Source organism: Sphingomonas fucosidasi, assembly GCF_036663855.1.
GTDB lineage: Bacteria > Pseudomonadota > Alphaproteobacteria > Sphingomonadales > Sphingomonadaceae > Sphingomonas > Sphingomonas faeni_B.
Genome location: NZ_JAXOJR010000009.1, coordinates 77,303 through 97,227 on the forward strand (window position 1 = coordinate 77,303; position 19,925 = coordinate 97,227).

Annotated in this window: 21 protein-coding genes and 1 pseudogene; 13 read left to right on the forward strand and 9 right to left on the reverse strand. The window is 66.1% G+C overall.

Translation table 11 applies throughout. The annotated features are described in order from the left end of the window. Positions 1-69 precede the first annotated feature (69 nt). Both U1737_RS16115 and U1737_RS16120 read right to left on the reverse strand, forming a co-directional pair. The gene (locus U1737_RS16115; RefSeq protein WP_248521369.1) at positions 70-339 is read right to left on the reverse strand and encodes a hypothetical protein; all 270 of its coding nucleotides are present in this window, start codon (positions 337-339) and stop codon (positions 70-72) included. Between the two features lie 71 nt (positions 340-410). Further along, complete coding sequence (locus U1737_RS16120) at positions 411-1,379, reverse strand: cysteine synthase A (protein WP_332797467.1); 969 nt, start codon at positions 1,377-1,379, stop codon at positions 411-413. A gap of 268 nt (positions 1,380-1,647) precedes the next feature. Here U1737_RS16120 and U1737_RS16125 point away from each other — a divergent pair, with 268 nt between their 5' ends. From U1737_RS16125 to aat, 4 genes are all read left to right on the forward strand, one after another. Continuing rightward, a complete protein-coding gene (locus U1737_RS16125) occupies positions 1,648-1,812 on the forward strand; it encodes a hypothetical protein (protein ID WP_332797468.1) in 165 nt (54 codons plus the stop codon). A gap of 152 nt (positions 1,813-1,964) precedes the next feature. Continuing rightward, the gene (locus U1737_RS16130) at positions 1,965-2,348 is read left to right on the forward strand and encodes a hypothetical protein (protein ID WP_248521373.1); all 384 of its coding nucleotides are present in this window, start codon (positions 1,965-1,967) and stop codon (positions 2,346-2,348) included. Positions 2,349-2,483: 135 nt separating this feature from the next. Next, a complete protein-coding gene (locus tag U1737_RS16135; protein ID WP_332797469.1) occupies positions 2,484-3,194 on the forward strand; it encodes a ParA family protein in 711 nt (236 codons plus the stop codon). Beyond that, positions 3,191-3,922, forward strand: a complete 732-nt coding sequence (gene aat / locus U1737_RS16140; protein ID WP_248521377.1) for a leucyl/phenylalanyl-tRNA--protein transferase — start codon at positions 3,191-3,193, stop codon at positions 3,920-3,922. Before U1737_RS16135 ends, aat begins: the two co-directional genes overlap by 4 nt. Positions 3,923-3,957: 35 nt before the next feature. Here the strand turns inward: aat and U1737_RS20765 are convergent. The 5 genes and pseudogenes from U1737_RS20765 to U1737_RS16165 form a co-directional block, all read right to left on the reverse strand. After that, positions 3,958-4,386: pseudogene (locus U1737_RS20765) on the reverse strand (DUF2155 domain-containing protein); the annotation flags it as partial. A gap of 2 nt (positions 4,387-4,388) precedes the next feature. Next, positions 4,389-4,781, reverse strand: a complete 393-nt coding sequence (locus U1737_RS16150) for an NADH:ubiquinone oxidoreductase subunit NDUFA12 (protein WP_248521378.1) — start codon at positions 4,779-4,781, stop codon at positions 4,389-4,391. Between the two features lie 358 nt (positions 4,782-5,139). After that, entirely contained in the window at positions 5,140-5,637 is a 498-nt protein-coding gene (locus U1737_RS16155) for a DUF192 domain-containing protein (protein ID WP_443027142.1), read from the reverse strand. Continuing rightward, positions 5,634-6,158 (reverse strand): cold-shock protein, encoded by a 525-nt coding sequence (locus U1737_RS16160; protein WP_332797523.1) that lies wholly within the window; start codon positions 6,156-6,158, stop codon positions 5,634-5,636. Before U1737_RS16160 ends, U1737_RS16155 begins: the two co-directional genes overlap by 4 nt. Before the next feature lie 226 nt (positions 6,159-6,384). After that, positions 6,385-7,092 carry a regulatory protein RecX gene (locus U1737_RS16165; RefSeq protein WP_332797470.1) on the reverse strand — a complete coding sequence of 236 codons (708 nt, stop codon included), beginning with the start codon at positions 7,090-7,092 and terminating at the stop codon, positions 6,385-6,387. Positions 7,093-7,188: 96 nt separating this feature from the next. On the opposite strand from U1737_RS16165, the gene U1737_RS16170 reads away from it, so the two are divergent. Together U1737_RS16170 and U1737_RS16175 are read left to right on the forward strand one after the other, a co-directional pair. Then, positions 7,189-8,952, forward strand: coding sequence for a fatty acyl-AMP ligase (locus U1737_RS16170; RefSeq protein ID WP_332797471.1), 1,764 nt, complete (start codon positions 7,189-7,191; stop codon positions 8,950-8,952). A gap of 120 nt (positions 8,953-9,072) precedes the next feature. Then, the gene (locus U1737_RS16175; RefSeq protein ID WP_332797472.1) at positions 9,073-11,430 is read left to right on the forward strand and encodes a putative bifunctional diguanylate cyclase/phosphodiesterase; all 2,358 of its coding nucleotides are present in this window, start codon (positions 9,073-9,075) and stop codon (positions 11,428-11,430) included. 58 nt (positions 11,431-11,488) lie between these two features. Here U1737_RS16175 and U1737_RS16180 read toward each other — a convergent pair whose 3' ends face one another. Beyond that, positions 11,489-12,802: a M20/M25/M40 family metallo-hydrolase gene (locus U1737_RS16180; protein WP_332797473.1), complete on the reverse strand. Its 1,314-nt coding sequence runs from the start codon at positions 12,800-12,802 to the stop codon at positions 11,489-11,491. Positions 12,803-13,244: 442 nt separating this feature from the next. Between U1737_RS16180 and U1737_RS16185 the strand changes: the two genes are divergently transcribed. Continuing rightward, on the forward strand, positions 13,245-13,667 hold the full coding sequence (locus U1737_RS16185; RefSeq protein WP_332797474.1) for a hypothetical protein: 423 nt from the start codon (positions 13,245-13,247) through the stop codon (positions 13,665-13,667). Positions 13,668-13,708: 41 nt separating this feature from the next. On the opposite strand, the gene U1737_RS16190 is transcribed toward U1737_RS16185, so the two are convergent. Further along, on the reverse strand, positions 13,709-14,164 hold the full coding sequence (locus U1737_RS16190; protein WP_248521389.1) for a universal stress protein: 456 nt from the start codon (positions 14,162-14,164) through the stop codon (positions 13,709-13,711). A 135-nt stretch (positions 14,165-14,299) separates the two neighbouring features. On the opposite strand from U1737_RS16190, the gene U1737_RS16195 reads away from it, so the two are divergent. From U1737_RS16195 to U1737_RS16220, 6 genes are all read left to right on the forward strand, one after another. Continuing rightward, positions 14,300-15,643 carry a pyruvate dehydrogenase complex dihydrolipoamide acetyltransferase gene (locus U1737_RS16195; RefSeq protein ID WP_332797475.1) on the forward strand — a complete coding sequence of 448 codons (1,344 nt, stop codon included), beginning with the start codon at positions 14,300-14,302 and terminating at the stop codon, positions 15,641-15,643. Positions 15,644-15,752: 109 nt separating this feature from the next. Continuing rightward, a complete protein-coding gene (locus U1737_RS16200; protein WP_332797476.1) occupies positions 15,753-15,965 on the forward strand; it encodes a hypothetical protein in 213 nt (70 codons plus the stop codon). A gap of 44 nt (positions 15,966-16,009) precedes the next feature. After that, on the forward strand, positions 16,010-16,351 hold the full coding sequence (locus tag U1737_RS16205; RefSeq protein WP_093399601.1) for an acyl-CoA thioesterase: 342 nt from the start codon (positions 16,010-16,012) through the stop codon (positions 16,349-16,351). 19 nt (positions 16,352-16,370) lie between these two features. Next, a complete protein-coding gene (gene lpdA / locus U1737_RS16210) occupies positions 16,371-17,765 on the forward strand; it encodes a dihydrolipoyl dehydrogenase (protein WP_332797477.1) in 1,395 nt (464 codons plus the stop codon). Between the two features lie 323 nt (positions 17,766-18,088). Continuing rightward, positions 18,089-19,513 carry a hypothetical protein gene (locus U1737_RS16215; RefSeq protein WP_332797478.1) on the forward strand — a complete coding sequence of 475 codons (1,425 nt, stop codon included), beginning with the start codon at positions 18,089-18,091 and terminating at the stop codon, positions 19,511-19,513. A gap of 193 nt (positions 19,514-19,706) precedes the next feature. Beyond that, on the forward strand, positions 19,707-19,865 hold the full coding sequence (locus U1737_RS16220; RefSeq protein ID WP_332797479.1) for a hypothetical protein: 159 nt from the start codon (positions 19,707-19,709) through the stop codon (positions 19,863-19,865). Positions 19,866-19,925 lie beyond the last annotated feature (60 nt).

The window sequence follows — 19,925 nt, forward strand, 5'->3', positions numbered from 1 at the left end:
GTAGCCGGATGGACTCTGGGCTTGCCGGGCGCAGAATGCAGCGCGGCAACCAGAACCGGAGACGTCAGCCTATTGTGCAGGCGCCTGTGCGTTCGCACTCGGCGCAACGCCAAGCTCGGCAAGCGGCTCGCCCGCTCCGGCCACCGCGGTGCTGTTCGAAACGGCCATGTTCGCCACCACATCGGCCTTCGCGGTACCTGCCGTCGCGACCGGTCGTTCGCGATTCGTCGAACCGATGATCGCGCTCGCCAGCCCGATCAACAGCACGACCGCGGCCAGGCCGATCATCCCGACCTTGATGCGCTGCATGGTCTGCGAGGGTTCGTGTGATACCTTCATCTTGTCGTGCCCCGATACCCGACCACCGCCCGCCTGTCGATGCCGGGACGGTGCCTCAGGCCGCTGGACGCTCAAGCGAGGCCCTTCGCCTCGCGCCACGCCGGATCGTACAGAGTCGAAAGATAACGGAATCCGGTGTCGCACAGGATGGTGGCGATCCGCTTGCCCGGTCCCAGATGCCGTGCCAGCGCCACCGCGCCCGCGACGTTGATGCCCGACGACAGACCGAGGCACAGCCCTTCCTCGTCGAGCAGGTGGCGGACCCAGGCATAGCCCTCCTGGTCGGAAATCCGGAACTGCGTGTCGATCGGCGCGCCCTCCAGGTTGGCGGTGATACGCCCCTGCCCGATCCCCTCGGCGGCCGACGATCCCTCGGACTTCAGCTCGCCGTGCGCATAATAGTTATACAGCGCCGCGCCGTGCGGATCGGTGAGCGCGATGCAGATTTTTTCGTCCTTCGCCTTCAGCCCCAGGCCGACTCCGGCGATCGTCCCGCCGGTCCCGGCCGCGCAGGTGAACCCGTCGACGCGGCCCTCCATCTGCGCCCAGATCTCTTCGGCCGTACCGACGATGTGCGCGCGGCGGTTTGCGGTGTTGTCGAACTGGTTCGCCCAGATCGCGCCCGGCGTCTCCTCGGCGATCCGCCGCGAGGTATGAACGAAATGGCAGGGCGAGGAGAAGGCGGCGGCAGGGACCAGTACCAGTTCGGCACCCAGCGCGCGCAACGTGTCCATCTTCTCGCGGCTCTGCGTCTCGGGCATGACGATGATCGTCTTGTAGCCCTTCGCATTGGCGACCAGCGCGAGGCCGATCCCGGTATTGCCCGCGGTCCCCTCGACGATCGTGCCGCCGGGCTGGAGCAACCCGCGCTGCTCGGCGTCCTCGACGATGAACAGCGCGGCGCGATCCTTCACCGACGCACCGGGGTTGGCGTATTCGCACTTGCCGAAGATATCGCAGCCGGTGGCGTCGCTGGGTCCCTTCAGCCGGACCAGGGGAGTATTGCCGATAAGGGCGAGCGTGTCGGGTGTCGTGTGCATCGTCAATATGTGGCGCGGCGACCCGCCCGGAGCAAGCGAGGGAAAGTTTGCGCCGTTAAACGCGCTGAGCCGTCGGCCCGGATCTCGCTGAATTCTCTCCGATTTCCACTGCGCGCATTTGCCGTAATGACATCCTCGGCCTGCCAACCTACCAGTCGCGCTGTCTTAAAACAGCGTGAAATGAATCCTAACCTATGTTAATCTAAGAGGATTGGTCTTGTCGCGTCCAGTTATGCGAAATGGTCGTCGCTTGCAGGGGATAGTCGCTGTGGAACCCTATCTGGATGCCTTGACCCTATTGAGGGAAGCCGTGACGATGATGGAGTCGGTGGGCGATACGCTGGTTGCCGCGCACATCGCGACTCCGCTCGCCTTGCTCGAAGACCGGGTGGCGGAGCGGACCGGCATGGCCGAGCGGGATGGTCCGGCCTGATCCATCCATCCGCATAGGTGTCGGCGGGTCGCGGTTGCCCGCCGGTTCGTCATCGGTAGGCACCCGTTCGTCGCTCGTTCGCCATTGGCCCCGGTTGGGATGGGCCATAATCCTTGACGCTCAATGCTGCATGCGCGAAGCGGGGTTCCGTTATGAAGATCCTCCCCCTCTCCGCCGTTGCCGCGCTGCTTGCGCTGGCCGCCTGCAACTCCCAGCCCGCCGCGCCGGAGGTGCTGGACAGCAATCCCGATCCGATGGCCAACACGCTCGCCAACGCCGCGCCGGTCGAGCTGCCGCCCGCGATCAAGTCCGAGGCGACGCTGCGCTGCAAGGACAACAGCCTGCTCTACGTGACGTTCTTCCAGGGCGACAAGCAAGCCCGAGTCCGCACCAAGAAGGACGGCCCCGCAACGACGCTGAAGTCGGACGTCGCCGGCGCGCCGAAGACGGCCGAGGGCGGCTGGTCGATGACCGGTGACGACACCAACGTCACGCTGACCGCACCTGGCAAGTCGGCCCAGACCTGCCACGCCTGATCTGCCACGCCTGATCTAACCGCCTGATCCAGGCGCGATATCGATAGTCCTGACGGCCGGCGGATCATTCGCCGGCCGTTTTTCTTTGTGTCGCGCGCTCTTGCCCTCGCCGTCGCGGACCGGCACCGTAGCGGCATGGCAACAGTCGGGATCTACAGCCTCAAGGGCGGCGTCGGGAAGACGACGCTTTCGGTGAACCTGGCGTGGTGCGCCGCAACCCTGTCCGCCCGCCGCACCCTGCTATGGGACCTCGACCCGCAGGCCGCCTCGACCTGGGTGCTCGGTGGCGCGAACAGGGTCGACCAGGCGCAGGCGATGTTCTCGAAGGACGTCGCCGTCACCAAGCAGGCGCGGCCGACCGCCTACCCACATCTCGACCTGATCGCCGCCGACGCGTCGCTGCGCGGGCTCGACCAGCTGTTCCACGATCTCGACAAGAAGAAGCGGCTTGCCAAGCTGCTCGCCGACCTGAAGGCCTATGACCGCGTGATCCTCGACTGCCCGCCGGGGCTGACCGAGACCGCGGATCAGGTGATGCGCGCCGCCGACCTGATCGTCATACCCGTCATCCCCTCCCCGCTCTCGACTCGCGCGTACGAGGCGGTCGTCCAGCATCTCGGCGGTCGGACGCCGCTGCTCCCCGTCCACGTCATGGTCGACAAGCGCCGCGCGCTGCATGCGGACGCCTTGGCACGCCATCCCGACTGGCCGGTCATCCCGATGGCAAGCGGAATCGAATCGATGGCGGTCAAGCGTGCCCCGGTCGGCGTGTTCGCACCGAAGTCGGTCGCCGCGCAGGCGTTTGCGGATCTTTGGCGCCGGATCGAACACAGACTCGCTGCATGAGCGACGTTTTAGACCCGCAGCTCGTCCTCGGCGCCTATTCGGTCGGCGTATTCCCGATGGCGGACAGCCGCGATGCCGCCAGCGTCTACTGGGTCGAGCCACGCCGCCGCGCGGTGCTCCCGCTCGATGGTTTCCAGCTCTCGCGCTCGCTGCGGAAAACGATCGTCGCGGACCGCTTCCAGGTCACCGTCGACACCGCCTTCGACCGCGTCGTGCAGCTCTGCGCCGAAAGCGTCGAGGGCCGCCCTGAGACATGGATCAACGACGGCATCGAGCGTGTCTTCCAGACCCTCCACGCGATGGGTTTCGCACATTCGGTCGAATGCTGGGACGGCGGCAAGCTGGTCGGCGGGCTCTACGGCCTGTCGCTCGGCCGCGCGTTCTTCGGCGAAAGCATGGTCAGCCGCGCGACCGACGCCTCGAAGGTCGCGCTCGCACACCTTGTTGCGCGGCTACGTGCGGGCGGATTCACGCTGCTCGATTGCCAGTTCCAGACCTCGCACCTCGCCTCGCTCGGCGCGATCGAGATCGACCGCGCGGATTACGTCGCGTTGCTGGGTGCGGCGCTTAACGGTGCGCTCAAGCCGCCGTCCGCCGCCGGGGCAGCCTCGGCAGCCGGCGATTTCCGTGCGCTCGATCGCTTGGCGGGCAAGGCCTCGGCGGGCGGTGCGGTATCGGGGCCGGTCGCCGGGAAAGTCATCGCGCAGCTCTTGGTCCAGACGTCGTAGACCGGATGCTGCACCGCGTTCAGCGCGGGGCGTTCCTTGTAGAGCCAGCCCGAGAACGTCCGCCGCCAACGCGTGTCGACGCCGCGCACCAGCACCTGGACGAACGCACCGGTCAGCTGCTCCTGCTCCCATGGCGCGGTCTGTTCGCACGCGCGCAGCCGCAGCACGACATCGCCCATCCGAGTCGCCTGGCCCGGTTTCAGCGTCACCTCGCGGGTCTCGCCGTTACGCTTGTTGAGCAGGCCCAGCACCGCAACGCGCTGCGCCATCGGCGTGCCGCCATTGGCGATCGCCGCGGCACCGGTCTCGATCGTCTCGATCGAGGAATTGCCCGGATCGTCCGCGCCGGGCAGGTCCTGCTGGACCGCGGCAACCGGCGCCGCAGGCTTGGTCAGCGCGCGGTATCCGAACCAGCCGCCCACCGCCAACGCCACGACCAACACGGCCGCGGCGAGCCAGCGCATGATCACCCTTCGGGCGTCCAGGCTTCGTAGTCACCCGTCGCGGTGGCGCGCTTGCCGCCCTTTTCGAGCGCACCGGCAGGACGATAGGCGAGCGCGGTACCGGTCATGTTCGGCACGGCCGGCTTCTGCCAGGCGCGGATCGGCGGCAGCGCGCGATCGGGCACGTCGTCGACCTGGTGATGCAGCCAGCTGAACCACGCGGGCGGCACCCGGCTGGCGTCGGTCGCGCCCTGATAGATCACCCAGCGGCGCGGGTTGCCCGCGGTGTCCTTGCCGCCCTGGTAATAGACGTTGCCGAGCGCGTCCTCCCCCATCTTCGCCATGCTGCGCAGGCCGAATTTGGTACCGAGGGTGGCGCCGTTCCACCACGTGAATGTCGATGCGAGAAAGCCCATGTCGGGCGCTTAACCCGACTGGGGGCGGGCTTCAACCTCGATGATAGGCGAATACAGCCACCGATGCCGTCAGGATTGATCTTCCCCCGCAAAGGGAGGTGTCTGGCGAAGCCAGACGGAGGGGTGACGCCCCCTCGATAACGAACTCCCCCTCCGTCAGCCCAAGCGTCCTTGGACCGTAATCACTCACCCCCACTATTCCGTCATCCCCACTATTCCGTCACCCCCACTATTCCGTCACCCCAGAGAAAGCTGGGGTATCCCCGTTGGCGAGCGCTGGCCTGGAACGGTGAGATCCCAGCTTTCGCTGGGATGACGAGCTTTTGAGGAGCGTTTTAGCCCACCCCGGAGAAAGCGTTTACTTCGCCTTGTCCCACGTCACCAGATCACCCTCGGCGATCCCCAGTTCGGCAGCCCTGCCGCCCATCAGTTCCAGCACCGCGCCGACCGGCTCCCCCGACGGAATCGGCGTTTCCGAGAACGGCACCGTGTTCTCGGCGATCCGAGCGATCGTGCCGTCGGCGCGAATATACAGGATATCCAGCGAGCTCGGCGTGTTCTTCATCCAGAAGCTTGCCGCGACCGGAGCGCCGCCGGTCGGCGGGTACGGCCAGAACAGCATGCCGCCGTCGGGCTTCAGGTCGGTGCGAAACATCAGCCCGCGCGCCTGCTCGTCCTGCGTCTTGGCGCTCTCCACCTCGAACGTGTGAGTCCCGTTCGTGCTCTTGATCGAGAGCGGCAACGTGGCGACGGTCGCCACATCCGATTTAGCGCCGCTATTCATATATGCGACGCCCCCGGCGCCGGCGCCCAGCGCCAGCACCGCCGCCAACGCGGCCTTGGCAACGAAACTCATCCCAGATCCTTTTCGACCGCAACGGCCAGCGGCCCCTTGCGCCCGGCGACGACACGCACGCGCAGCGGTTGATCGGGTTCGACCGATTCGATCCCTGCGCGGCGCAGCGTTTCCATGTGGACGAAGATGTCGCTGCCATCGGCGCCCCGTACCAGGAAACCATAGCCCTTCAAACGGTTGAACCATTTGACCGCCGCCGCTTCATACGGCCCGGCGGCGTCGATCATCGCGATCGGATCGATCCGGTCGGGCGACGACGGGGCGCGAACCGGTTCCTCGACCGCGTTGGTCATGTCGATCGAGACGATCTCCCGCGCCTGGAACCCGCGGCCGCGTTGCACCGACACTGTCTCGACTCGCGCACCCTCGGGAAGGCTGCGGCGGCCATGCGGTTGCAGGACGGAGAAATGCACGAGGATATCGCCGACGGTCTCGTCGTCGGCGACCGCGAAGCCGAAGCCGCGCGTGACGTCGAACCATTTGATCACGCCGCCGATCGCGCGCGCGTCGACCGTCGCCATGGGGGTGCCCGCAACCGACTTCTCGGGCGATTGCTCGGGCGATTGCTCGGGCGATTGCTCGGCGACCTCGAAGACCGGCTCCGAGACCGATCCCGGTACCCCGAGCATCACCGATACGGCCTGCGCCGTCATGTTCGCATCCTGCTGCGTCTCGTTACGCATTGTTACACCCCTGAACCCCTTGCTAGCACGCTTCGTCGCAACCGCAATGAACCCGATGCGGCCCTTAGTCGAAATCCATCGATTCGGGTGCATCGGACGGCGGTGCAGCAACAATTTTGCGTGCGAGATCGAACCGGTGGCCCGCCCGCATCATCGCCGCGAGCTGTTTTTTGTGAAGCTTCCGGTCACCGTCGCCACTCCCGTAAGGCCCGATTCGCTTGCGACGCGCAAAGGCGAGCGCCGATTCGACTGCGCGATCGGCGATCGCCGGCGCCAGCGACTCCGCATCGCCCTCATCGATCCCCGCCTCGCGAAACGCCCCCGCGACACGACGCGCGCCAAGCCCGCGTCGCTGCATCGCAGCAGCCCGCTGTTCGGCAAAGGCCCGGTCGTCGACATAGCCGAGATCGGCCATCCGCTGCGCCAGTTCGGCGGGCTCGGCCAGTGCCGCGGCGGTGCCCCCGTCCCAACCGCCCTCGCGGATTTTGCGCATCAGATAATCTGTCAGCCGGCCGCGCGTCGTCGCGAACCGCTCGACATAGCGCAGCGCCATCTGTTCGAGCGCCGCGGCATCGAGCGGTTTCGGCGCGGGACGCTCGCGGGCCCGTTCCTTGTCACGCTCCTTGCCGCCGCCCTTCCCGCCGCCTTTGCCGCAGCTCTTGCCGCCGCGCCGCTTCGTGCCGCCGCTGTCATCGAACCCGTCGTTTTCCCGGTCGCCGGCATCCAGCGACGAGGGAAACGCGTTGCTTTCGCTGTGGCTATCATCGGTCACGCCATCATTGTGCCACACTGGCACCCGAAGTTGAACGGCTAGACTGAAGATAGGTGTGGTGTGCGAGCACCGCGACCAACCAAGGCAGGAACTGCGATGACGACCGAAATGGCCAACAAGGGCGGCACGACCGTAGCGACGATCGTTGCGACGCCGACCCAAGACGCCCTGCCGCGCCGCTTCGCCGATTTCGGCACGCTGGGTGAAGCCCTCGACTACGCGGCAAGCGGTAACCGCGGGCTCAATTTCCACGATGCGCGCGGGACATTGTCGCAGCCCTACCCGTATTCGCAACTTCGCACCGACGCCCGCGCGATGGCCGATCGCCTGGTCGCCGCCGGCGTCGCTCCTGCCGACCGTATCGCGCTCGTCGCCGAGACGGGCCCCGAGTTCGCCGCCTTGTTCTTCGGCGTCGTCTATGCCGGCGCATGGCCCGTGCCGCTGCCGCTGCCGACCTCGTTCGGTGGGCGCGATTCGTACATCGAACAACTCCGCGTCCAGCTCGCGAGCTGCGATCCGAAGATGCTGATCTTCCCGCCGGAGCTCGCGCAGATGGCCGGCGAGGCCGCGCGCCTGTCGGGTACCGTCGGGATCGACTGGTCCGAGTTTGCCATGCGCGAGGCACCGGTCGCGACGCTGCCCGAGGCCAAGCCGGACGACATCGCCTATCTGCAATATTCGAGCGGCTCGACGCGCTTCCCGCACGGCGTCGTCATCACGCACGCCGCGCTGCTCAACAACCTCGCCGCGCATAGCCACGGCATGGAAGTCTGCGACACCGATCGCTGCGTGTCGTGGCTGCCCTGGTATCACGACATGGGACTGGTCGGCTGCTTCCTGTCGCCGATCGCCAACCAGGTCTCGACCGACTATCTGAAGACCGAGGATTTCGCGCGCCGCCCGCTTGCGTGGCTCGATTTGATCAGCCGTAACGAAGGCACGACGCTCAGCTATTCGCCGACCTTCGGCTACGATATCTGCGCGCGCCGCATGTCGTCGCAGACCAAGGCGAGCGACCGCTTCGACCTGTCGCGCTGGCGGGTTGCGGGCAACGGCGCCGACATGATCCGCCCCGACGTGATGCAGTCGTTCGTCGACGCGTTCGCCGATGCCGGCTTCAAGGCCAGCGCTTTCCTGCCGAGCTATGGTCTCGCAGAGGCGACGCTCGCGGTCTCGCTGATGCCGCCGGGCGAAGGCATCCGCGTCGAACTCGTCGAGGAAACGCAGCTCTCGGGCGGCTCGCGCGGCGGGGACCGTCCGCAGCGCTACCGGGCGATCGTCAACTGCGGCAAGCCGGTCCGCGACATGCGAATCGAGATCCGCGAAGAGGACGGCACGCCGCTCCCCGATCGCGCGATCGGCAAGGTGTGGTGCAGCGGCAAGTCGGTGATGGTCGGCTATTTCCGCGACGACGCCGCGACCGAGGCGTGCATGGCGGACGGTTGGCTCGATACCGGCGACATGGGCTATATGTCGGACGGCTACATCTACATCGTCGGCCGCGCCAAGGACATGATCATCGTCAACGGCAAGAACCACTGGCCACAGGATATCGAATGGGCGGTGGAACAGCTTCCGGGCTTCAAGGCCGGCGACATCGCCGCGTTCGCGATCACGACGCCCGGCGGCGAGGAAACGCCCGCCGTACTGGTCCAGTGCCGCAGCTCGGACGAAGCCGAACGGCTTCGCCTGCGCGACGAGATCCGCGAGCGCGTGCGGTCGGTGACGGGCATGAACTGCCTGATCGAACTGATCCCGCCGCGCACTTTGCCCCGCACGTCGTCGGGCAAGCTCAGCCGCGCCAAGGCCCGCAACCTGTATCTCAGTGGCGACATCAAACCCTACGACATCGCGGCCTGACAGCCCGATGGCGCCAAAAACGACGGCGCATTGGTTAGATTTGACCAAAACGACGGGAATTGGATCCAATTCGGTGCGGTGATCACGTTCCGCTAACCAGCGTGTGTATACCCCGTTGGCGTGACCAAGACCCCGCTTCCAAAGTCGAGCAGCATTGCCGTCGACCTCGCCACTCTGTTGGGCATCCGCGAAGGTGGCGATCCCGCCGTCTGGGGTCGCATTCGCGCGGCGCAACTGTTCGCGGGGCGACGGGTCGCGCTGTTTCTGCTGGCCAGCAACATGATGGCCATGCTGGCGATCGCATTCCTGATCCGCGATGTCGTGCCGCACTGGCAGATCGCCACTTGGGGGGCATTGGTCACTGCGGCGGCGGTGTGGGTCGGGTTCCGCAGGCTTGCCACGCATCACCGCGGCGATGGCTATGCGAGCCTGCGCGATCTGAGGCAGACGATGTGGGACGGCTTCGTCCTCGCGATCATGTGGTCCGCGGTGCCGGTATTCTTCTGCACGCACGCACCGACCGGAACGACGGCGGGGCTGGGCCTTACGCTGGCGGTCCTGATGGCCACCGCTGCGCTGTCGATGGCACCGCTGGTGCTCGCGACGCTCGTGTTCCTCGGCTATCTCGGGGCGGCGATGGTCGTCCAGCTCGCGTTTGCCGGCAGTTTGGCCGCCGCGGTCGGCATGATGCTGTTCACGGGCCTGCTGATGGCCGCGTGCATTCACGGCGCCCGCGCGCTCGTCATGATCCGCGCCGGCGAGATCGTCCTCGACGACCGCGACGAGACGGTCAGCCTGTTGCTCGGCGAGTTCGGGGGCGCCGGGGCCGACTGGCTCTGGGAAACCGACGCAACCCGTCGTGTCGTGAAGGCCAGTCCCCGCTTTGCCTTTGCGTGCGGCCTCGATCCGGCCAGCATCAATGGGATGCCGCTGCTGCAGATACTGGCAGGGCCGTGTTGGGAAACCGGAGAATTCGATACGGGATTACGAACGCTGGCCGAGCGGTTGAAACGGCGTGAGAGCTTTCGCGATTTGCGCCTCCCCGTCCAGATTGGCGGCGAGGATCGCTGGTGGGACATGGCCGCCTCGCCGCGCTTCGACGATCATGGCGAATTCTATGGTTTCCGCGGCGTCGGCTCGGATGTCACCGAACAACGGGCCTCGGCGGACAAGATCAACCGGATGGCGCGTTTCGATACGCTGACCGGCCTGCCGAATCGGCTGATGGTCAACGAGACTCTGGTCAAGGCCATGGCCGATGCGGATCGCTGGGGCGGGCGCTACGCGTTCATGATGCTGGATCTCGACCGCTTCAAGACGGTCAACGACACGCTCGGCCATCCGGTCGGCGATCGGCTGCTCGGCCGCGTGTCGGAACGGATCCATCAGTTGATGGGCGTCAACGAAACCTGCGGGCGCCTTGGCGGCGACGAATTTGCGGTCGTCGTCCGCGACGCCAGCGATACGGCCGCGGTCGAGCATCTCGCGGAACGGATCATCGCCTCGCTGTCGCGGCCGTATGAGATCGACGCGCATACCCTGCATATCGGCGCAAGTATCGGCCTGGCGATGGGGCCGCGCGACGGGCGCACCGCGGATATGCTGATCCGCTCGGCAGACCTTGCCCTCTACCGTGCCAAGGATGCGGGACGCGGCGTGTTTCGCCGGTACGAACCGGAACTTCATGTTCAGGCCGAAGAACGGCGGGTGCTGGAAATGGCGTTGCGCCACGCGATCGAGAAGGGCGAGATGCACCTCGTCTATCAGCCGATCGTCGCGACCGACAGCGAAATGCCCTGCGGTTTCGAAGCGCTGTTGCGGTGGACCAGCCCCGAATTCGGCAACGTTTTGCCGATGAAGTTCATTCCGCTCGCCGAGGAAACTCGACTGATCGGGCCGATCGGCGCCTGGGTGGTCCGGACTGCGTGCGAAGAGGCGGCGCGATGGCCGTCGGACATGCGGATCGCGGTGAACGTCTCCGCCGATCAGCTGCGCAATCCCAGTTTCGTGACGACGATCGCGTCGGCGCTCGCCAGCAGCGGCGTATCGCCCGAACGGCTGGAACTCGAAGTGACCGAAGGCATGTTCATGCATGAAGGTCTCGGCGCGACCCAGATCCTCGACCGGGTCGCCGAACTCGGCGTCCGGCTCAGTCTCGACGACTTCGGCACGGGTCAGTCGTCGCTCGGCTATCTCAGTCGCACGCGTTTCACCTCGCTGAAGATCGACCGCGATTTCGTCCGGGATACCGCCAGCGGCGTACGCGAGGCGGTGGCGATCGTCCGCGCCGGGATCGCACTTGCGACGAGCCTCGGCATGACCACGACCGCCGAGGGTGTCGAAACCGAAGCGGAGCTCCGGGTTCTCCACGATCTCGGCTGCACCAAGGCGCAGGGGTTTTATTTCGGTCGACCGATGTCCGCCGAAGACGCCCGCGCGCTCGCCAACCGCCGCTGGAAGGACGCGGTCGCCGCGTAGTCTCGGATCGCGCGTATGACCGTCATCCGCAGTCATGGTGGCGATCGAAGGCGTGCGATCAGCGGCGTCGCTCACGCCCCGCAAAGCTTACAACGCTTTCCGCGCCATTGGCCGAAACTGCTGAAACGCCGACGAACGTGTCGTCGACCGGCACTTGCGCCAGGATCGTCTGGAGGTTTGGTCCGGTTGCCGGCACGTCCCGTGCATCCGTCCAGTTCTGCGCATCGTTGCGGCGCCAGCGGACCCGGTACGCGGTCGCACCCGACACCGGGCTCCATCTGACGGTCGTATCGCGCGACAGTGCGCCAGCGATCGAGACGTCTTCCGGTGCGGCGGGGGCGTCCGCAATCCGCGCGATCGTGGCGACGTTGATCGCCGTCACCTTGGCGAGATACGGGAAGTCCATTCCGGCGATCGTATCACCATAGTCGACGCCCTTTTCGGTACGCAGGTCCTGGTGCTGACGATCCCAGTTCTCCGCCGCGACCGAGAACCGCACCGCGGGATAGCCCAGCTTCAGGAAGGGTTCGTGATCGCCGCCACGGCCGAACCGGTCGGGCCGGCGATCGAGCATCACGTCGAGACCACCGGGAATGCCGCCGGCGATGCCGTCGATCGCCTTGGCCAGCGCGCGGCTGGGGCCATCGTCCTCGCCGCCCTCGGCCCGGCGGCCCTGTTGCGCGACCAGATCCTCGGAGGCGCGAATGCCTTCGGAGAACACGCGGACCTTGTCGGCAATGCGGACGCCGCCCTGCCCGACGGTGTTGCCGACGATGTCGTTGTTGAGCATCGCCGTCACCTTCCAGCCGCGCGCCTTGGCGGTGTCGGCCAGCAGCTCGGCGCCCCAGAGCCCCTGCTCCTCGCCCGAGAACACCGCGTAGACGATCGTCGCATCGAACGTCCGCTGCGATAACAGCCGCGCCGCCTCGAGTACCAGAGCGACCCCCGACGCGTTGTCGTTTGCGCCCGGTGCGTCGGAGGTGACGTTCATCACGTCGGTCACGCGACTGTCGATATGTGCGCCGACGATCACGACGCGGTTCGGATCGCGTCCCCGCTGGATGCCGAGCACGTCCTCGACCACGACACCGGTCGGTGCACGCGGGCCCGTGAACGTCCGCGCGATCCGGTCGACGACGACGCACCCACCGCATGACGCGCCGATCTGCGTGAACCTTTGCGCCGCCCAGTTTCGTGCCGCACCGATCCCGCGCCGGGGATCGGTGGTCACAGACGCCGTGTGCCGGGTACCGAAACCGACCATCGTCGTGACATCGGCCTTGAGCCGCGTTGCGGACGGTGGCGGCAACCGGACGGGTGCGGAAGCTGGCGGGGCGGCTGCGAGAAGCAGGGGTACGATGAAGAATGACATCTGCGAACCGTGGCGCCATCGGTCGTGCGGCTCAAGTCATTAGTGCGCGAACCCGATACTGGATCTCACCATCCCGGTTTCGGCCGAGGTTGCCAACGTTGTCAGATCCTTACAAGCCGCGGGGTTGGTCGCAATCTAATCTAAGTATGATATTTTTTTCATAATTTCTGCTAAACATATGATGGTCTTGTAGGAGCAGCCGGTGATTGTCGGGCATTCTATCTCGAACGCAGACGGCGTTATCCAAGCGATCGACGATCCGGTAGCGACGCTGCTGCAACGTCATCGCGATCAACTCATCGGTATATCGTATATCTCTATTACGCATCCCGATGATCTAGCCCTGAATCTCGCGAAGGTTGGAGCATTACGGACCAACGGGCAGTCGACCCGAATTCGCAAACGTTATATCGGTGGCAAGGGCGACGTCATTAAGATGGAAGTGCAGGTTTCGCGACTTGCAGGATGTGATGGCGGTCTGCTGATCGGGACCTTGTCGACGATCGATGACGACCAGGATCTTGACCACGGACCCCGTAGATTATGGCGCCGCGCTCGAGAATTTCTCGACATCATGCATGCGCGCGATGAAATCCTGGGAGCGGAGCTGTTCGCCGATCATGCCTGGACGATCCTGCTGCTGACCTATGTCGCCGAAGCGGAGGGTCGGATCGCCTCCACGGAGATGGTTTCCGACCACCTCTCGCTATCGCGCGCGACGATCGAGCGCTGGTTGCGCGTGCTCCAGTCCAAGACCCTTATCGAACCGGTGCGCGCGGGTATCGACGCACTGCAACTCACGCAGACCGGGATCGACAAGGTCGAACGCCTGCTGGACCAGAGACTCGCCATACCCGTCGCCTGAACTCGAGCAACAACCAGACGCCGATTTCATAACGCCGCGGCTCAGCTCAGCCGGTCGATCGCCTCGCGAGTCAGCGATCCCGGGATGATCATCACCGGCACGGGCAGCGCACCCGCATCGGCACCGGTGAAATGCGCGATCAGTTCGCCCGGCGCACCGGTTGCCGCGGCCCCCAGCACCAGCGCCGCGATATCCGGGTTCGCCTCGATCATCGCGCGGATGATCTTCGGCCCCTCGCCTTCGCGCACCGTGATCGACGGACGCAGCCCCGATTCCTCGAGCAACGTCCCCGCCGCACCCGCGACCAGACCCTGGGCGTGAAGGTGCGCCTCCTCCTCGATCGTCGCCTGGACGCCGCCGAACGCGATGAACTCCTGTGGCGGGATCACCGTCAGGATCTCGACGCCGCCGCCGGTCTTCACGGCGCGACGCGCGGCGAAGCGCAAGGCGATGCCGGCTTCGGGACTGTCGTCAATAACCACCAGATAAATGCGCATTTTGGCCCCCGTTATGCGACGTAGGTGGCCCGAAGCCGTGCACGACGCAAGACCGCGGAGTTGCGCCGACGGGGTTGACCCGAGCGGACGAGGGCGCGAGTAGGCATGCCGTTACGTCACGCCCTGGGGAAATCCATGTCGATCGAGATCAAGATGCCTGCCCTGTCCCCGACCATGGAGGAGGGAACCCTCGCCAAATGGTTGATCAAGGAAGGCGACGTCGTGAAATCCGGCGACCTGATGGCCGAGATCGAGACCGACAAGGCAACGATGGAATTCGAAGCCGTCGACGAAGGCACCGTGGTCAAGATCCTCGTCGCCGAGGGTACCGACAACGTGAAGGTCGGCACGGTCATCGCGATCATCGCCGAAGAGGGCGAGGACGCGTCCTCCGTTTCTTCCACGCCTGCGAAGAGCGAGACGCCCGAGCCCGCCGCCAAGGAATCGGAAGCCAAGCCCGACCCGAAGGATGCCAACGACACGGGTAGCGAGGCCAAGCCGGTCGAGCGCACCGAGGCTTCGGCCGAGGATCATGGCCGTCCGGCAGAGGCTGGTCCGGCCTCGTCGGGTGACCGCGTGAAGGCGAGCCCGCTCGCGCGTCGCCTGGCTGCCGACAAGGGTATCGATCTCGGCGCCGTGTCGGGTTCGGGGCCGAAGGGTCGCATCGTCAAGGCCGACGTCGAGAGCGCGAAGCCGGGTGCAGCGCCTGCCGCTGCAAAGACCGAAGCAACGGCCCCGACCGCGGCTGCGGCCCCCGCGCCTGCCGCGAAGCCGGCGGCCGTGCCGGATATCCCGCATGAGGCGACCAAGCTCAGCAACGTGCGCAAGACGATCGCGCGTCGCCTGACCGAGTCGAAGCAGACCGTTCCGCACATCTACCTGACCGTGAACATTCGCCTCGACGCGCTGCTCAAGCTGCGTGGCGAGCTCAACAAGAGCCTCGAATCGCGCGGCGTGAAGCTCTCGGTCAACGACCTGCTCATCAAGGCGCAGGCCGTGGCCTTGATGCAGATCCCGACCTGCAACGTGATGTTCACGCCCGACCAGCTGATCACCTTCCAGCGTGCCGACATCTCGGTCGCGGTGAGCACGCCGTCGGGCCTGATCACGCCGATCATCGTCGGTGCCGACACCGCCTCGCTGTCCTCCATCTCGACGCAGATGAAGGATCTCGCCGCCCGCGCCCGCGACGGCAAGCTGAAGCCCGAGGAATATCAGGGCGGCACCGCCTCGATCAGCAACATGGGCATGTTCGGCATCACGCAGTTCGATGCGGTCATCAACCCGCCGCAGGCGATGATCCTCGCGGTCGGCGCGGGCGAGAAGCGTCCGTACGTCGTCGGCGACGAACTGACCGTGGCGACTGTCATGTCGGCGACTGGCAGCTTCGATCACCGCGCGATCGACGGTGCCGACGGCGCGCAGTTCATGAAGGCGTTCAAGCACCTAGTCGAGAACCCGTTGGGCATGCTGGCGTAAGCCCGTGACGACCGCCTCCCCTACCGCGTTCGCCCTGAGCGAAGTCGAAGGGCATGAGACCCATGTACCTCGACTACGCTCGGCACGAACGGTTTAGGGGGTGTTCGAGATGAAGAAGACGACCATCGAGATCCTGCACATCCTCGCAGGCCTCGTCGTTGCCATCGCGATCACCTGGGCGGCGGCATGGTCCTATCCGCTCGGACAGGACGTGATCTGGGCGTGCGGTGCGGCGGCGATGGTCGCGACGGTGCTGATGGGCGTGGGGCCTTTGCGCCGCGCGCGTCGTCTCGACCAAACGACCCGCAGGAGTGAAGCGTGACCGACCTGCCCCCCAACAAAGCTCCGACGATCCGCGTCACCGCGATGCCCGCCGACGCCAACCCGTACGGCGACATCTTCGGCGGCTGGCTGATGGGCCAGATGGATCTTGCCGCCGGCTCGGTAGCGTCGCGGCGTAGTGGCGGCCGTGCCGTCACGATCGCGGCGGACGCGATGAAGTTCCACATGCCGGTCGTCGTCGGTGACGAGGTGTCGGTCTACGCAGACCTGATCGCGGTCGGCCGCACCTCGATGACGATCGAGGTCGAGGCCTGGCGCCGCGCCCGCCACAGCAACGACAGCTGCAAGGTAACCCAGGCGCGCTTCATCTTCGTGGCGGTCGGCGACGATCGCAAACCGCGGCCCGTGCCGCCCGAAACCAACTGATTTTCTGAAGGACTCTCACGTGGCTGATACTTTCGACCTCGTCATCCTCGGTTCCGGCCCCGGCGGTTACGTCGCCGCGATCCGCGCGTCGCAACTCGGCCTGAAGGTCGCGATCGTCGAGCGCGAGCGGCTGGGCGGCATTTGCCTCAACTGGGGCTGCATCCCGACCAAGGCGCTGCTCCGCACCTCGGAAATCTATCACTACATGCAGAACGCCGAGAGCTACGGCCTGAAGGCGGACAATGTCGGCTTCGACCTCGCCAAAATCGTCGACCGGTCGCGCAAGGTCGCGGGCCAGCTGAATGCGGGCGTGAAGGGCCTGATGAAGAAGAACAAGGTGACGGTCGTCGAAGGCGTCGGCACCGTGACGGCCAAGGGCAAGCTGTCGGTCAAGCAGGGCGACAAGACCGTCGAACTCGAGGCCAAGAACATCATCGTCGCGACCGGCGCGCGGGCGCGCGACCTGCCGTTCGCCAAGGCCGATGGCGAGCGGATCTGGACCTATCGCCACGCGATGGTGCCGACCGAGATGCCGACCAAGCTGCTGGTCATCGGCTCGGGCGCGATCGGCGTCGAATTCGCGAGCTTCTACAACGACATGGGCGCCGACGTGACGATCGTCGAGATGCTCCCGCGGATACTCCCCGTCGAGGACGAGGAAGTCTCCGCGTTCATGGACAAGGCGCTGTCGAAGCAGGGCATCAAGCTGCTGACCCAGACCGGCCTGGAGGGTCTCGCTCCGTCGGCCAACGGCGTCACCGCGAAGATCAAGGCGAAGGACGGCAAGGTTTCGGAAGAGACCTTCAGCCACGCGATCATCGCGATCGGCATCGTCCCCAACACCGAGAATATCGGGCTGGAGGCGCTCGGCGTCGAGACCGACCGCGGGCATATCAAGACCGACGGCTATGGCCGCACCAACGTCGATGGCATCTGGGCGATCGGCGACGTCACCGGCGCGCCGTGGCTCGCGCACAAGGCGAGCCATGAGGGCATCATCGCGGTCGAGAAGATCGCCGGCGGCTCGCCGCACCAGATGGACAAGGCCAACATCCCCGGCTGCACCTATTCGCGCCCACAGGTCGCGAGCGTCGGCATGACCGAGGCGAAGGCCAAGGAAGCCGGATACGAGCTGAAGGTCGGCAAATTCCCGTTCATCGGCAACGGCAAGGCGATCGCGCTCGGCGAGGCCGAGGGTTTCGTGAAGACGGTGTTCGACGCGAAGACCGGCGAGCTGCTCGGCGCACACATGGTCGGCGCCGAGGTGACCGAACTGATCCAGGGCTATGTCGTCGCGCGCCAGCTCGAGACGACCGAGGCCGAGCTGATGGAAACCGTGTTCGCGCACCCGACGCTCAGCGAAATGATGCACGAGAGCGTCCTCGCCGCCTATGGCCGGGCGATCCATTACTGACCCTGCGATCCTCCCCCGCAAGGGGGAGGATACGCGCTTTATACCGCCCTTCCCCGTCATCCTGACGAAAGTCAGGACCCAGGGTACCAACCGCAGCCCCCTCGGCTCTGGGTCCTGACTTTCGTCAGGATGACGGCAGGCGGGTGCATGCAGACCACCCCCGACCATTCTGCACCCGGCCGACCCGTCAAGTCGGGCAAACCATCCCGTTTCGGCCCTATCTCGCTTGACCATCGCTCCTGTCCCCTCAAAGGGGCGTGTCGGTCGCGGGGTTCAGCGCTCCAGGATTCCGCGAACACAAGCCCCCGGTGCAGGACCCGCGAATGTCGATCGAACCCGTACCACGCGCCACCGCTCGCATCGCCATTCTCGCCGCAACCGCGCTGTGCGTCGCCTCGCTCGCGCTCTTCTGGCCGGGGATCGCGATGTACGACACCGTGGCGCAATATCGCCAGGTCCTGTCGGGCGTGTACGACGATTGGCACCCACCGATCATGGCGCGCACCTGGGCGGTGCTGGCACCGTTCGGGCCCGGTGCGACGCCGATGCTCGTCCTGCAGCTCGTCACCTACTGGCTCGGTCTCGGCCTGATCGCCGGTGCGCTCGCGCGGCTCGGGCGTTCTCGCAGCGCGCTCGCGATCCTCGTCATAGGCCTTTTACCGCCATTCCTCGGCTGGCAGGGCGTCGTGCTCAAGGACGCGCAACTCGCCGGGGCATTGCTGGCCGCGGTCGGGATCGTGGGCTGGTGGCGTCTCGCGGGCCGCCCCCTGCCCGGCGCGATGTGGATTCCGGTGACGCTGCTGCTCGCCTATGCCGTGCTGGTGCGGGCGAACGCCGTGTTCATCGTCGTGCCGCTGGTGGTGATGCTCGCGCCCCGCCCCGCCGGCCTATCCGCCAAGACCGTCACCGGCCTGATCGCGGTGGTAGTCGTCCTCGGCGTCGCGCCGATCATCAACCATCAAGTCTTGGACGCGCAACGCAGCGGCGTGGAGTCGACCCAAGCGCTCTACGACCTCGCCGGTATCGCCGCGCGTGCACCGGACAGCGCCACCACCGGCCTGAGGCAAGCCGAAGCCGCCACCGTGATCGCCCGCCACTGCGCGAAACCATTCTTCTGGGATCCGCTCGGCGACGACGCGCATTGCGGAACGACGATGGCGCGGTTGCGCGCGCTGCCGACCGCGACGCTCTACGTCACCTTGGCGTCCGCGGCGCTGCATCACCCGATCGCCTACGCGACGCACCGCTTCGCGCATCTGAACTCGACCGATCGCTGGCTCGTGCCGTTCCGCTGGCCAAGCGCCGCGCCGCCGACCGCGTCCGAGCCGAACACGATCGGCCTCGCCTACCCCAACGCCGCCGCGCGCACCTGGGAAAGCCTGACCGCCGCGATTGTCGAGACGCCACTGGGGTGGCCGATCGCGTGGATCGTCGTCGCAATCGTCGCGCTGGCGACGTGCCTGTCGCGCCGACGCGACGCCGTGCGGGACTTCGCCACGGCGCTGCTCGTCTCCGCGCTGGCGTTGGAAGCGAGTTTCGCGGTGCTCAGCATCGCCTCGGACCTGCGCTATCACCTGTGGTCGATGATCGCGACCGCGGTGGCCACGGTCCTGCTCGCCGATCGCGCACCACCAGTGAAGATCCTCGTGGTGGGTACCGGCGCGCTCGGTCTGATCGTCAGCGGTGGCATTGCTGCACGCGTCTGGCTTCCGCGCCCCCCGCAAACCTATGCCGGCATGTTGGGCTGAACGCAGAGTTCGTCAGGTTCGTTAGCGCCGCGTGCTGCGGTTCGGTCAGGCGTTTCGCAAACCTCCGCGCAGACAGGGCAATGGCCGCTCGTCGTATCCGAACCGGACGTAACACGCCGCTTTGGCTTGCCTGCCAGACCCAGTCATCCTAACTTACATCATGCTCACTCGCCCGCAAACTGCAGTATCGCTGATGAAGATGGCGTTGGCCCTGCTTGATCGCGATCGGGCCGATCACGCCGCCTGCCATCTTCATCGCGCGATCGAAATCGCGGAGACTGATGGCGGGATCGGCCACATTCTCAGCGTGAACGAAGCCGTCACCGGTAATCTCGACCAGCCGCAGCGCTGAATGGCCAGTACCGTGCCGTCGACTGTCATGCGCCACGGCGTATAGACTAACGCGGTCCAG